The following is a 13293-nucleotide window of genomic DNA, read 5'->3' on the forward strand; positions in this document are numbered from 1 at the left end:
GCGTCGTTACGGGCGGGGAGCGCACCTGGCAGAAGGAGGGCCTGGATGACGCCACCTGTGCTGCAGGAATCGGCTGTCTGGCTCCTTCATACCGCAAAAAGCGTGACGGAAAAAAGACTTTTTACGCGCACATGAAGTTTATTTTGCTGAATGACGAAGCGCCCTTGGCGTGATCCGCAACGACGACTACAGTCAGGGATGGAGCCGTTTTTTCTCCTGCACGACCGTCAGCGCGCCGTCGCGTAGGCGTGGCAGTCTTCCCAGCCGATGCCGCTCTGCGCCGTGTGCTGCAGCAGCCAGTCGAGCGCAGGCTGGACCTTGGGCTGGCTGTCGTGGAACTGGATCACGCCCTTGCGCCACAACAGCATCAGCGTCAGCACGCGCTGCGCCGATTGCTCGGCGTCCAACGCGGTGTCGTCCTGGGCATCGATGTCCCACAACGAAACCTGTAGCCCCTGCGCGGTCATGAAGCCTTCGCCATCGGCGCGGCGCTGGCCATAGGGCGGTCGAAACAGGGGGACGTACTGCTCGGGCATCAACGCTTGCACCTGCGCCTGGCTGCGCCGCAGCGAGTCCTGCCAGTCCTGCCACTGGGCATGCGAGCGGTATTCCCAGCCCTGGATGCCCACGCACTGCCCGGCGTACAAGCTCGCCACATCCGCGCCCTGGTTGGCGTCGCGGCGCTGCTGCACGCGGCTGCCGAGCACGAAGAAGGTGCCGCCCAGCTTCTGCCGGCGCAGGTAGTCGGCGAGTGTATCGCTGCTGCTGCCCACCGGGCCCGGGCCTCCGGCGAAGGTCAGCAGGAACACCCGATCGTTGAGCTCGTCGCCGCTGCGCTCGCGGCTGGAGAGACGTTCGACCTCGCTGCTGGTCTGCGGAAACAGCGCGGCCTTGCGCAATTGCTCGTCCAGGTAGCGCTGGTTGAAGCGATGACTGGGCTCGACCCACCCCTGGTAGAACTCGCCCACCTCGCTGGCGAAGGTCGCCGAGCGCGTGCGCAGATCCGCCATCGAGTCCACGGCGTAGCAGAACGACGCATCCTCCTCGCAGCTCAGTTGCGCCTGCTGGTAGTTTTCCCACAGGCGCTGCCACATCCGCGCCCGCACCGCGCGCACCACCGACAGGTTGATCTGGCGCAGCCCCAGGCGCGCCGCCAGGCTGCCTTCATCGAGCATCTCGCTTTCATGCAGCACCTGAGCGAAGGAAAGGATCTGCGCCCGCGAGGCCACATCGAACAGGACCGGGCTGTCGAGCTGTTCCGGCCACAGGCTGCGGTCGAAACTGACCGCCAGCGGCGGGGCGGCCTGCGCCGCCGTAGCGAACAGCGCGAACAGAAGAGCGAGGGCGATGCGCACGAGCAGTCTCCGCAAAATGAACTGACGCACTATAGCGTCACAGCCGCCGATGGTCTGTGCCTATGGCAGGCATAGTTTGGCGCGCCAGCGCAGGCCCCCGTAGAATCACGCCAACCTTTCCAGGAGCCGACCCCATGTTGACGGTGATTTCCCCCGCCAAGACCCTCGACTACGACACCCCACCCGTCACTCAGCGTCATACCCTGCCCCAGCACCTGGATCATGCGCAGATCCTCATTGAGCAACTGCGCGATTTTTCGCCGGCGCAGATCGCCGAACTGATGCACCTTTCCGACAAGCTCGCCGGCCTCAACGCCGCCCGCTTCGGTAGCTGGACGGCCGACTTCACCCCCACCAACGCCAAGCAGGCGCTGCTGGCCTTCAAGGGCGACGTGTACACCGGGCTGGACGCCGAAAGCCTGAGCGAAGACGACTTCGCCTACGCCCAGCAGCACCTGCGCATGCTCTCGGGCCTGTACGGGCTGCTGCGTCCTCTGGACCTGATGCAGCCCTATCGCCTGGAGATGGGCACCAAGCTGGCAAACGCTCGCGGCAAGGACCTCTACGCCTTCTGGGACACGCGCATCAGCGAATGGTTGAACCAGGCCCTGGCCGACCAGGGCGATGACCTGCTGCTGAACCTGGCCAGCAACGAGTACTTCGGTGCGGTGAAGAAAAACGCGCTCAAGGCGCGGGTGATCGACGTCGACTTCAAGGACCTGAAGAACGGCCAATACAAGATCATCAGTTTCTACGCCAAGAAAGCCCGTGGCCTGATGAGCCGCTTCGTGATCCAGGAACGCATCGCCGACCCCGAGCAGCTCAAGGGCTTCGACGTCCAGGGCTACTACTACAGTGCCGAGCAGTCGCGGCCAGACCACTTGGTGTTCCTGCGCGACCAGCCCGAGCCCTGACCCCACCGCCCCGCCACTCCCAGGCGGGGCTAATCGGTGACCCACACCCACCCCGCCTCCAGGCCCTGGACCTGCACGCCCGCCACCTGCGGGAGGTCCACGTATCGTCACGAACAATGAGCCTCGATCCCTGGTCACGAAAGCCACAAAAACCCGGCGGTTAAATGCAGCCGTCTGTGGTCGTCGTCAGCTCAGCGAAAATTCGACACCAGGAACGCCAAAAAAATGGTCGCCAAAAAACCATCAACCCTGTCTGTGGCCTAGGCCCATGAACGACCACTCGTAAATTTCCGACTTTTTTTGAAAAAAAATTTCCGATGCTGGCATATAACCATCCCACCTCGTTTTGCCCCTTTATATATCGGGACGAAACCGGACCGTGCCATCAGAATGAAAGTATTTATCATTGAAAAAATATTTAGAAATCTTTCATCTGCGCCGAACCCACCCCGGAACTTACCTTCCGAGCACCGCTCATACCACCCGTAACGATTCACCAGCGTGCAACGTGAGAGATGACTTACAGCTAACTTAAGGCCGGTTTCCACTGCCGGCCCCGACAACTTCGGCTACCGCTTCGGGTATACCCAGCGGCCGGTCCAAGAAGGAGAGACGCGCCCCTTACTACTCGTCCTAGTGGTTGATTTCAAAGGATTTACTCACTTGAAAGAACAAGCACAGCAACGCACCGTATAAGGCGTTGCAATAAAGACGGCTGCATTCAAGGGCACGCCTTTTAATTACTGGCCATTTAATTGCCAAGTTTGAGCGCACTGCAGTATGCGCTCCGGATTCGTTCATGCCTGCGCCCGGTGAAGTGTCACTTCGCCATGGATCCGTGCGCCTGCAAGAGCAGGTCAATCAACCCGGCTCGGTTCTGTGAAAGAACCGGCGCGATATACACACGAGGTGAATACGATGCGTATCAGCATCTTTGGTTTGGGTTACGTAGGTGCCGTCTGTGCAGGTTGCCTGTCGGCACGCGGTCATGAAGTGATCGGCGTGGACGTGTCCACCACCAAGATCGACCTGATCAATCAGGGCAAGTCGCCCATCGTCGAGCCGGGCCTGGAGCACTTGCTGCAACAGGGCATCGCCAATGGCCGACTGCGTGGCACCACTGACTTCGCCGAAGCGATCCGCGCCAGCGACGTGTCGATGATCTGCGTCGGCACCCCCAGCAAGAAAAATGGCGACCTGGGCCTTGAGTACATCGAATCGGTGTGCCGCGAGATCGGCTATGTGCTGCGCGACACCACCCGCCGCCACACCATCGTGGTGCGCAGCACCGTGCTGCCGGGCACCGTGAAGAACGTGGTGATTCCAATCCTGGAAGACTGCTCCGGCAAGAAGGCGGGCGTCGATTTCGGCGTGGCGGTCAACCCCGAGTTCCTGCGCGAAAGCACCGCGATCAAGGACTACGACCAGCCACCGATGACCGTCATCGGCGAACTGGACAGCGCCAGCGGCGACGTGCTCCAAGCCATCTACGAAGAGCTCGACGCGCCGATCATCCGCAAGCCGATCGAAGTGGCCGAGATGATCAAGTACACCTGCAACGTCTGGCATGCCACCAAGGTCACCTTCGCCAACGAAATCGGCAACATCGCCAAGGCCGTGGGCGTCGATGGCCGCGAAGTGATGGACGTGGTCTGCCAGGACAAGGCCCTGAACCTGTCGCAGTACTACATGCGCCCTGGCTTCGCCTTCGGCGGCTCGTGCCTGCCCAAGGACGTGCGCGCCCTCACCTACCGCGCCGCCAGCCTCGACGTCAAAGCACCGCTGCTCGATTCGCTGATGCGCAGCAACGAGTCCCAGGTGCAGAACGCCTTCGACATCATCGAAAGCCATGACAAGCGCAAGGTCGCCCTGCTTGGCCTGAGCTTCAAGGCCGGCACCGACGACCTGCGCGAAAGCCCGCTGGTGGAACTGGCCGAGCGCCTGATCGGCAAGGGCTACGAGCTGAACATCTACGACCAGAACGTCGAGTACGCCCGTGTTCATGGCGCCAACAAAGACTACATCGAGTCGAAGATCCCGCACGTGTCCTCGCTGCTCAACGCCGACTTCCAGCAGGTGATCGACGGCGCCGACATCATCGTCCTGGGCAACCGCGACGAGCAGTTCCGCGCCCTCGCCCAGCAGGCGCCGGCAGGCAAGCAGGTGATCGACCTGGTCGGCTTCATGAGCAAGCCCACCAGCACCGCCAGCCGCACCGAAGGCATCTGCTGGTAAGCCAGCCCGACGCGGGGCCACCCGGCCCCGCCTTTTCCCGATTTCTCGCGACGGATGCTGAACATGCAAAGGCTCCAGACAGTGCTGCTGCAGTGCGCCGGATGGCTGCTCTTCATGAGCCTGCTCATGCTGATCGCCCTGGCCCTGCCCAGCGATATCTTCGACTCGCAATCGAAGCACTTCATCTTCCTGGTCGGCGCTGTCGGCATCTGGCGCTACTCCATGGGCGCCACCCATTTCATCCGCGGCATGATCTTCCTGTACCTGGTCTACCCCTACCTACGCCGCAAAGTGCAGAAGCTGGGCAAGGCCGCCGATCCGTCGCACGTGTACCTGATGGTCACCAGCTTTCGTATCGATGCGCTGACCACCGCCCAGGTGTACAGCTCGGTGATCCGCGAAGCGATCGACTGCGGCTACCCCACCACCGTGGTCTGCTCGCTGGTGGAGAAGTCCGACGAGTTGCTGGTCAAGAGCCTGTGGGCCAAGTACAACCCGCCCGAGCATGTGGCCCTGGACTTCGTGCGTATCGCCGGCACCGGCAAACGTGACGGCCTGGCCTATGGCTTTCGCGCCATCTCCCGCTCGCTGCCGGACGAGAACGCCGTGGTGGCGGTGATCGACGGCGACACCGTGCTGGCCGAAGGCGTGGTGCGCAAGACCGTGCCGTGGTTCAAGCTCTACCCCAACGTCGGTGGCCTGACCACCAACGAATTCTGCGAAGTGCGCGGCGGCTACATCATGAGCGAGTGGCACAAGCTGCGCTTCGCCCAGCGCCACATCAACATGTGCTCGATGGCCTTGAGCAAGCGCGTGCTGACCATGACCGGGCGCATGTCGATGTTCCGCGCCAGCGTGGTCACCAACCCCGAGTTCATCGCCGACGTCGAGAGCGACTCGCTGATGCACTGGCGCCTGGGCCGCTTCAAGTTCCTCACCGGCGACGACAAGTCCAGCTGGTTCAGCCTGATGCGCCTGGGCTACGACACCTTCTATGTGCCGGACGCGGCGATCAACACGGTCGAACACCCGCCGGAAAAGAGCTTCCTCAAGGCCAGCCGCAAGCTGATGTACCGCTGGTACGGCAACAACCTGCGGCAGAACTCCCGCGCCCTGGGCCTGGGCCTGCGGCGCCTGGGGCTGTTCACCAGCATCGTGCTGTTCGACCAGCGCGTGTCGATGTGGACCAGCCTGCTGGGCCTGACCGTGGCGCTGATCGCCAGCTTCAAGTTCGGCCTGCAGTTCCTGCTGGTGTACCTGCTGTGGATCGGCATCACCCGCCTGATCCTCACCGTCATGCTGCTGTGCTCGGGCCACAGCGTCGGCCCGGCCTACCCGCTGATCCTCTATTACAACCAGATCGTCGGCGCGCTGATGAAGATCTACGTGTTCTTCCGCCTCGACAAGCAGTCCTGGACCCGTCAGCCGACGGCCCTCAAGCGTGACCTCGCCAGCTTTCAACAATGGTTCAACACCTGGTCCTCGCGGACCATGACCTTCTCGGCGGCCAGCATCTTCGTCGCTGTGCTGTTCATGGTCGTGTGAGCCCAACCCGGATCGATGCAAAGGAACAAATCGCCATGAATAACGCTGTCAACGTCAACGTCGTGCATGAGTCCGAGGCCCAGCGCCAGCACGCTCGCGTGCGTATTCCCGCCAAGCTGCGCTACCTCGACGGCGAGCGCCAGCAGCAGGAGGTCAAGGTCGACGACCTGTCCGCCGGCGGCCTGTCGTTCCATGCCAAGCGCGCCCTGCCGGTCGGCGAACTGCTGCGCGGCCGCCTGCAGTTCGTGGTCGACAACCTCGGCCTGGCGATGGACGTCGAGCTGCTGGTGCGCTCCAGCGACACCAGCAGCGGGCGCATCGGCGCCGAGTTCCAGAACCTGGAACCGCGCGACATCGCCACCCTGCGCCACATCATCACCAGCCACCTGTCCGGTGAGCTGATCAGCGTCGGCGACGTGCTCAGTACCCTGCAGCGCGACAACTTCACCAAGGCGCGCAAGCAGAAGGACGCCGGTTCCGGCCTGTCGCCCTTCGCCCGCCTGCGTGCGGTCAGCGTCACCCTCGGCGTGTTCGTGGTCGGCATCGCCGCCTTCGGCTTCGTCGCCAAGTCGCTGTACGGCCTGTACTTCGTCAGCCACGCCGAAGCCGGGGTGGTCGCCGTGCCCACCACCACCATCACCATGCCCCGCGACGGCAGCCTGCAGGGCCTGGTGCAGACCGGCGCGCAGATCGGCAAGGGCGCGCCGCTGGCCACCTTCAACACCAGCATGCTGGACCTGCTCAAGGGCCACCTGGACGACTCGCAACTGGAGCCGGCCAAGGTCGAGGAGCTGTTCGGCAAGCAGCTCTCCGGCACCCTCACCAGCCCCTGCGACTGCGTGGTCGCGCGGCAACTGGTGGACGACGGCCAGTACGCCAGCAAAGGCCAGCCGGTGTACCAGTTGATCCCGCGCACCACCCACCCAACGGTCGAAGCACGCTTCAGCTATCGCCAGTTCGACGAGGTCAAGCCCGGCACCCGGGTCAATTTCCAGGTGGCTGGCGAAGACCAAGTGCGCACCGGCGTAATCGTCGGCAGCAGCAGCCTGGACACCGACAACCTGGCCTCGGACATCCGCGTGCAGATCGAGCCTGACGGCGCGTTGCCCGCAGAGCTGGCCGGGCGTCCGACCTCGGTGAACAGCGACCGTGGCCCGTCGATGGACTGGCTGATCGACCGCGCCGTGGCGCGCGGGCTGTAAGGGGACCGGGGATGAAGCCTTTGAACGGTGTTTCTTCTGTGGGGGCGATGCTGGCTCCCACCGGTACGGCGCTGGAGACGACCGCTGTGGGCGCGGGCTCGTCCTGCGGCTGGGCGCGCAGCGCCCGCCCACTGACCTGGTGCGCTCTGGCCGCCGCCATCGCCCTGGCCGGCTGCGCCGGCCTGCCCGACCAGCGCCTGGCCAACGAAGCGCTGAAACGCGGCGACATCGCCACCGCCCAGGCCAACTACAAGGCCCTGGCCGACCTGGGCTACAGCGATGCCCAGGTGGGTCTGGCCGATATCCAGGTCGGCAGCCGCGATCCGGCGCAGCTCGAACAGGCCGAAGCCACCTACCGCGCGGCCGCCGCCACCTCGCCGCGGGCTCAGGCGCGTCTGGGCCGCCTGCTGGTGGCCAAGCCCGGCAGCACCCAGGCCGAGCGCGAAGAAGCCGAAACCCTGCTCAAGCTCGCCGCCCAGCAAGGCGAGGGCAATACCCTGATTCCGCTGGCCATGCTCTACCTGCAATACCCGCAGAGCTTCCCGGACATCAACGCCCAGCGCCAGATCGACCAGTGGCGCGCCGACGGCAACCCCGAGGCGGGCCTGGCCCAGGTGCTGCTGTACCGTACCCAGGGCAGCTACGACCAGCACCTGGACGACGTCGAGCAGATCTGCCAGGCCGCGCTCAGCGCCGCCGACGTCTGCTACGTGGAACTGGCCACCGTCTACCAGAAGCGTGGCCAGAGCGACCGCCAGGCCGCCCTGCTCGACCAGCTCAAGTCGGCCCACGCCCGTGGCACGGTGCCGGCCACCCGGGTCGACAGCGTCGCCCGGGTGCTGGCCGACCGCAGCCTCGGCCAGACCGACGAGAAGACCGCCCAGGCCCTGCTCGAATCGGTCGCCCCGAACAACCCCGCGTCCTGGGTGAGCTTGGCGCAACTGCTCTACGACTTCCCCGAGCTGGGCGACACCGAGCAATTGCTGGCCTACCTCGACAAAGGTCGCGACGCCGAACAGCCGCGCGCCGACCTGCTGCTGGGCCGTCTGTACTACGAAGGCAAGCAGGTGCCGGCCGATGCACACAAGGCCGAGCAGCACCTGCAGGCCGCGGCCGATGCCGGCGAAATCAGTGCCCATTACTACCTCGGCCAGCTCTACCGCCGTGGCTACCTGGGTCAGGTGGAACCGCAGAAGGCGGTCGATCACCTGCTCAGCGCCGCCCGTGGCGGTCAGCTCAGCGCCGATTATGCCCTGGCCCAGTTGTACAGCGAAGGCCACGGCATCCGTCCCAATCCGGGCAACGCCTGGGTGTTCGCCCAGCTCGCCCAGCTCAACCCCACTGAGCAGTCCAGCGAGCTGCTGCAACAGCTCGAACCGCAGCTCGACGCCGAGCAGCGCAGTCAGGCCCAGCGCCTGCTGGAGCAGGAAAAGACCGCGCGGGCCGGGATGCTCCAGGCCAGCACCAGCAGCCTGGCCCTGGACGCCCTGCAGGACGGCAACGACCAGAACGACGCAGACGCCGAGGATTCGCTATGACGCTCAACCCCTTCGTGAAAGCCGGCATCGGCCTGAGCTTCGCCCTGTTGTGGTCGCTGCCGACCCTGGCCGCCGAGACCGCCGCCAAGAACTTCGGCCTGGAGGTCAAAGTCACCGGTCAGTCCGAAGACGACCGCGACCTGGGCACCCGTCCCGGCGGCGACGTCAACGGCCTGGGCCTGGACCTGCGCCCCTGGGTCTACGGCGAGCGCGGTAACTGGAGCGCCTATGCCATGGGCCAGGCCGTGACGGCCACCGACACCATCGAAACCGACACCCTGCGCCAGAACGACGACGGCACCGCCGTGGACACCGGCGACGACAGCCGCAAGCCGGACAAGAGCTACCTGGCCCTGCGCGAGTTCTGGGTCGGCTACAGCGGCTTCACGCCCTACCCCGGCGAGCAACTGCGCTTTGGTCGCCAGCGCCTGCGCAGCGACGACGGCATGTGGCGCGACACCAACATCGAGGCGCTGAACTGGAGCTTCGACACCACCCTGCTCAAGGCCGACCTGGGCGTGGCGCAGCGCTTCAGCGAATACCGCACCGACCTCACCGAACTGGCCCCCGAAGACAAGCACCGCACCCATGTCTTCGGTAACGTCACCACCCAGTGGACGCCCGGGCACTGGGTCGGCCTGCGCGCCCATCACACCCACGACAGCGGCAGCCTGAACAACCCTGGCGAGCGCGTCGATGCCCTGGACAAGACCCGCACCGGCGATCTCACCTGGCTGGGCCTCGAAGCCAACAGCGATGCCTACAACTGGCGCAACGACCACACCGTCAACTACTGGGGCAGCCTGACCTGGCTGACCGGCAACCGCGACACCCTGAGCAGCCAACTGGTGGGCGACGAGCAGGTCGCCACCGGCACCCGCAGCGGCGACGTCAACGCCTGGGCCACCGACCTGGGCATCCGCCTGCGCCTGGACCCCAACTGGCAGGTCGGCGCGGCCTATGCCCGCGGCAGCGGCGGCGGCAGCGACGGCTCGAACAACTTCGAGCAGACCGGCCTTGAAAGCAACCGCTCCAACTTCACCGGCACCCGCTCGCGCATGCACCGCTTCGGCGAAGCCTTCCGTGGCGAGCTGGGCAACCTGCAGGCCGCCACCCTGTTCGCTTCCTGGCAACTGCGCGAGGACTACGACGCCAGCTTCATCTACCACAAGTTCTGGCGCGTGGACGGTGAGCAGAACATCGGCTCCAGCGGTATCAACGCGGTGGTCAACGACGACGGCATCAACCGTCCGCTGGTCAATGGCGAGAAAGACCTGGGCCAGGAAATGGACGTGGTGGTGACCAAGTACTTCAAGCAGGGCCTGCTGCCCGCCTCGCTGAGCCAGTCGATCGACGAGCCCTCGGCGCTGGTACGCCTGCGCGCGGGCGTGTTCAAGCCCGGCGATGCCTACGGCAAGGAAGCAGACTCGTACATGCACCGCGCTTTCGTCGACGTGATCTGGCGCTTCTAAGGCCGGCCAAGGACTTTTATGAACCTGCACCCGAACCTTCGCCACAGCCTGCTGGCCAGCGCCCTGCTGCTGGCCTGCGGTGTGGCCGCCGCGGAACCTGCGCTCACCGCCAAGGGGCTGCAACAGGCCAAGACCTACACCGTGGCCGCCGCGCCCAGCGAACCGTTGCAGATGGACCCACCGACGCTGCCCGACCTCTCCGGCTACACCGCCGAGGCCGTGCAGCGCAAGATCGACCGTCGCCACAAGGGCAAGATCAGCGTGCGCCGCATGCTCCAGGAAGATGCGCTCAAGGAGTTCATCGGCGGCGACAACAAGGCCGCCGAGTGGGTCCAGCGCCAACACGGCATTCCCCAAGCGATTTTCGTCGACGACGGGCATGTGGACCTGACCGAACTGAGCCGCAAAGTGCCCGCCCAGTACCTGCGCGAGACCGCGCCGGGCGTGTACCTGGCGCGCCTGCCGATCGTGGTCGGACGCCACGGCGTGCTGGAGATCGACGGCAAGGTCAAGGAGCTGCGCCTGTCCCAGGAGGGCGGCGCGTTCCTGATCAACGACGGCAAGCTGTTCGTGCGCGACACCCAGGTCACCGGCTGGCGGGAAAAGGACAACGGCCCGGCCACGTTCCGCTCGCCCAAGGAATTCCGCCCGTTCCTGCTCAGTTGGGGCGGCACCGAGACCTACATCGTCAACAGCAAGATGGCCAGCTTCGGCTACGCCAAGTCCAAGTCCTACGGGGTGAGCATTTCCCAGTACACGCCGAACATGGCCAAGCAGATGGGCCGCCCCGAACCGACCGGCTGGATCATCGGCTCCGAGTTCAGCGACATGTGGTACGGCTTCTACTGCTACGAGACCCAGGGCTTCGTGATCAAGGACTCGACCTACCGCGACAACATCGTCTACGGCATCGACCCGCACGACCGCTCGCACGGCCTGATCATCGCTGGCAACACCGTGCATGGCACCCGGAAGAAGCACGGCATCATCGTCTCGCGTGAGGTCAACGACAGCTGGATCATCAACAACAAGAGCTTCGACAACAAGCTCTCGGGCGTGGTGATCGACCGCAACAGCATCAACAACCTGGTGGCCTACAACGAGATCTACCGCAACCACACCGACGGCATCACCCTCTACGAGAGCGGCGACAACCTGATCTGGGGCAACCAGGTGATCAACAACCGCCGCCACGGCATCCGCGTGCGCAACAGCGTGAACATCCGCCTGTACGAGAACATCGCCATGGCCAACGGCCTGGTCGGGGTCTACGGCCACATCAAGGACCTCACCGACACCGACCGCGACATCGCCCTGGACCCCTTCGACGCCAAGGTCTCGCTGATCGTGGTCGGCGGCGAACTCACCGCCAACGGCTCCGGCCCGCTGTCGATCGACTCGCCCCTGTCGGTGGAGCTGTACAAGGTGGCCATGCTCGCCCCGCGCAAGTCCAGCGGCATCAGCCTCAACGGCGTGCTCGGCGAGCGCCAGGACGAAATCCTCGACCTGCTGGTGCGCCAGCAGAAGGCCGTGCTGATCGACCCGGTCGAGCGCCAGAGCGAAATGATCGATTAAGGAAGCCCAGACCATGACCCCACACTTGATCAAACTGCTCGGCCTGTCCGCCGCCCTCCTGGCCATCAGCCAGGGCGTGCGCGCCGAGCAGGTGCAGGCGCCGAGTTTCAGCGCCGAGCCCTGCTGCCAGCTGTGCCCCGAGGCGCATGACGCCAGCCGCTACGTGACCCGCTACCAGCAGAACTTCACCACGCTGGTGCAGGCCCAGGGCGACTGGCTGTTCCGTACCCGCGAAGACCTGCGCACCGAGTTCGACACCACCCCCGGCGGCTACAAGCGCCTGCAGCAGGTGCACGATGCGTTCAAGAAGCGCGGCATCGAACTGGTGATGGTGTACCAGCCCACCCGTGGCCTGGTGAACCGCAACATGCTCAAGCCCGAAGACAAAGCCGCCTTCGACTACCAGAAGGCCCTGCACAACTACCAGGCCATGCTGCAGCGCTTCGCGAAGATGGGCTACAACGTGCCTGACCTGTCGCCCCTGACCAACGAGCAGTTGGCCGCCGCCGACCAGGGCAAGGACTTCTACTTCCGCGGCGACCAGCACTGGACGCCCTACGGCGCCCAGCGCGCGGCGCGCATCGTGGCCGACACGGTGCACCAGATGCCGGCGTTCGAGGGCATCCCGCGCAAGGAATTCGAGACCCGGAAATCCGGGCGCATGGGCAAGACCGGCACCCTGCACAACGTTGCCGGGCAGTTGTGCGGCACCAGTTACGCGGTGCAGTACATGGACCAGTTCACCACCGAGCCCAAGGGCGAAAGCGGCGGCGACGACCTGTTCGGCGACTCGGGCAACGCCCAGATCACCCTGGTCGGCACCAGCCACAGCGGCAAGAACTACAACTTCGCAGGCTTCCTCGAACAGGCCATCGGCGCCGACGTGCTCAACGTCGCCTTCCCCGGCGGTGGCCTGGAAGGCTCGATGATCCAGTACCTGGGCAGCGAGGAGTTCCACAAGAACCCACCGAAGATCCTGATCTGGGAATTCTCCCCGCTCTATCGCCTGGACCAGGAAACCATCTGGCGGCAGATCCTCGCCCTGCTCGACGACGGCTGCGACGACCGCCCCGCGCAGATGAGCGCCAGCGCCACGCTCAAGCCCGGCAAGAACGAATTGCTGGTCAACGGTCGCAATGGCGTGATCAAGGACCTGGTCAACCGCAACCACCAGCTCGACATCCGCTTCGAGGATCCGTCGGTCAAGGTGCTGCAAGCCACCCTCTGGTACCTCAACGGTCGCCACGAGGACATCAAGCTGGAGAAACCGGAGACCTCCGACACCGACGGGCGCTTCGTCTTCCAGATGCGCGAAGACGAGGACTGGGCCAGCCAGAACCTGCTGGCCCTGGAAGTCCAGGGACCGGAAAGCGGCGCCCAGAAGGTCGAGGCCAAACTCTGCAAACGCAACAACTTCGCCGGCAGCGCGCGCCACACCGCGCAAGCCGGCCAGTGAG

The 13293-nt window shown here is 64.8% G+C and carries 9 protein-coding genes; 8 read left to right on the forward strand and 1 reads right to left on the reverse strand.

The window, feature by feature from the left end; all coding sequences use genetic code 11:
- Window positions 1-227: 227 nt before the first annotated feature.
- Window positions 228-1355 (reverse strand): polysaccharide deacetylase family protein, encoded by a 1128-nt coding sequence (locus Q7C30_RS12625; protein WP_317871672.1) that lies wholly within the window; start codon window positions 1353-1355, stop codon window positions 228-230.
- Between the two features lie 134 nt (window positions 1356-1489).
- Between Q7C30_RS12625 and yaaA the strand changes: the two genes are divergently transcribed.
- From yaaA to Q7C30_RS12665, 8 genes are all read left to right on the forward strand, one after another.
- Window positions 1490-2269 carry a peroxide stress protein YaaA gene (yaaA, locus tag Q7C30_RS12630; RefSeq protein ID WP_039579921.1) on the forward strand — a complete coding sequence of 260 codons (780 nt, stop codon included), beginning with the start codon at window positions 1490-1492 and terminating at the stop codon, window positions 2267-2269.
- Between the two features lie 918 nt (window positions 2270-3187).
- Complete coding sequence (locus Q7C30_RS12635; RefSeq protein ID WP_317871673.1) at window positions 3188-4504, forward strand: UDP-glucose/GDP-mannose dehydrogenase family protein; 1317 nt, start codon at window positions 3188-3190, stop codon at window positions 4502-4504.
- Window positions 4505-4567: 63 nt separating this feature from the next.
- Entirely contained in the window at window positions 4568-6049 is a 1482-nt protein-coding gene (gene alg8 / locus Q7C30_RS12640; protein ID WP_317871674.1) for a mannuronan synthase, read from the forward strand.
- Between the two features lie 35 nt (window positions 6050-6084).
- Window positions 6085-7251, forward strand: a complete 1167-nt coding sequence (locus Q7C30_RS12645) for an alginate biosynthesis protein Alg44 (RefSeq protein WP_317871675.1) — start codon at window positions 6085-6087, stop codon at window positions 7249-7251.
- Between the two features lie 11 nt (window positions 7252-7262).
- Window positions 7263-8789, forward strand: a complete 1527-nt coding sequence (gene algK / locus Q7C30_RS12650; RefSeq protein WP_317871676.1) for an alginate biosynthesis TPR repeat lipoprotein AlgK — start codon at window positions 7263-7265, stop codon at window positions 8787-8789.
- Window positions 8786-10261 (forward strand): alginate export family protein, encoded by a 1476-nt coding sequence (locus Q7C30_RS12655; RefSeq protein WP_317871677.1) that lies wholly within the window; start codon window positions 8786-8788, stop codon window positions 10259-10261. Before algK ends, Q7C30_RS12655 begins: the two co-directional genes overlap by 4 nt.
- Window positions 10262-10279: 18 nt before the next feature.
- Complete coding sequence (gene algG, locus Q7C30_RS12660) at window positions 10280-11836, forward strand: mannuronan 5-epimerase AlgG (protein WP_317871678.1); 1557 nt, start codon at window positions 10280-10282, stop codon at window positions 11834-11836.
- A gap of 13 nt (window positions 11837-11849) precedes the next feature.
- The gene (locus Q7C30_RS12665; RefSeq protein ID WP_317871679.1) at window positions 11850-13292 is read left to right on the forward strand and encodes an alginate O-acetyltransferase; all 1443 of its coding nucleotides are present in this window, start codon (window positions 11850-11852) and stop codon (window positions 13290-13292) included.
- Window position 13293: the final 1 nt, after the last annotated feature.

The sequence above is a fragment of the Pseudomonas sp. RAC1 genome (genome assembly GCF_030658255.1).
Lineage (GTDB): Bacteria > Pseudomonadota > Gammaproteobacteria > Pseudomonadales > Pseudomonadaceae > Aquipseudomonas > Aquipseudomonas boreofloridensis.

Coding starts and splice junctions, on each gene's coding strand:
- Q7C30_RS12655 (WP_317871677.1), top strand. CDS start 8,786: ATGACGCTCAACCCCTTCGTGAAAGCCGGCATCGGCCTGAGCTTCGCC.
- algG (WP_317871678.1), top strand. CDS start 10,280: ATGAACCTGCACCCGAACCTTCGCCACAGCCTGCTGGCCAGCGCCCTG.
- Q7C30_RS12635 (WP_317871673.1), top strand. CDS start 3,188: ATGCGTATCAGCATCTTTGGTTTGGGTTACGTAGGTGCCGTCTGTGCA.
- Q7C30_RS12645 (WP_317871675.1), top strand. CDS start 6,085: ATGAATAACGCTGTCAACGTCAACGTCGTGCATGAGTCCGAGGCCCAG.
- Q7C30_RS12665 (WP_317871679.1), top strand. CDS start 11,850: ATGACCCCACACTTGATCAAACTGCTCGGCCTGTCCGCCGCCCTCCTG.
- alg8 (WP_317871674.1), top strand. CDS start 4,568: ATGCAAAGGCTCCAGACAGTGCTGCTGCAGTGCGCCGGATGGCTGCTC.
- yaaA (WP_039579921.1), top strand. CDS start 1,490: ATGTTGACGGTGATTTCCCCCGCCAAGACCCTCGACTACGACACCCCA.
- algK (WP_317871676.1), top strand. CDS start 7,263: ATGAAGCCTTTGAACGGTGTTTCTTCTGTGGGGGCGATGCTGGCTCCC.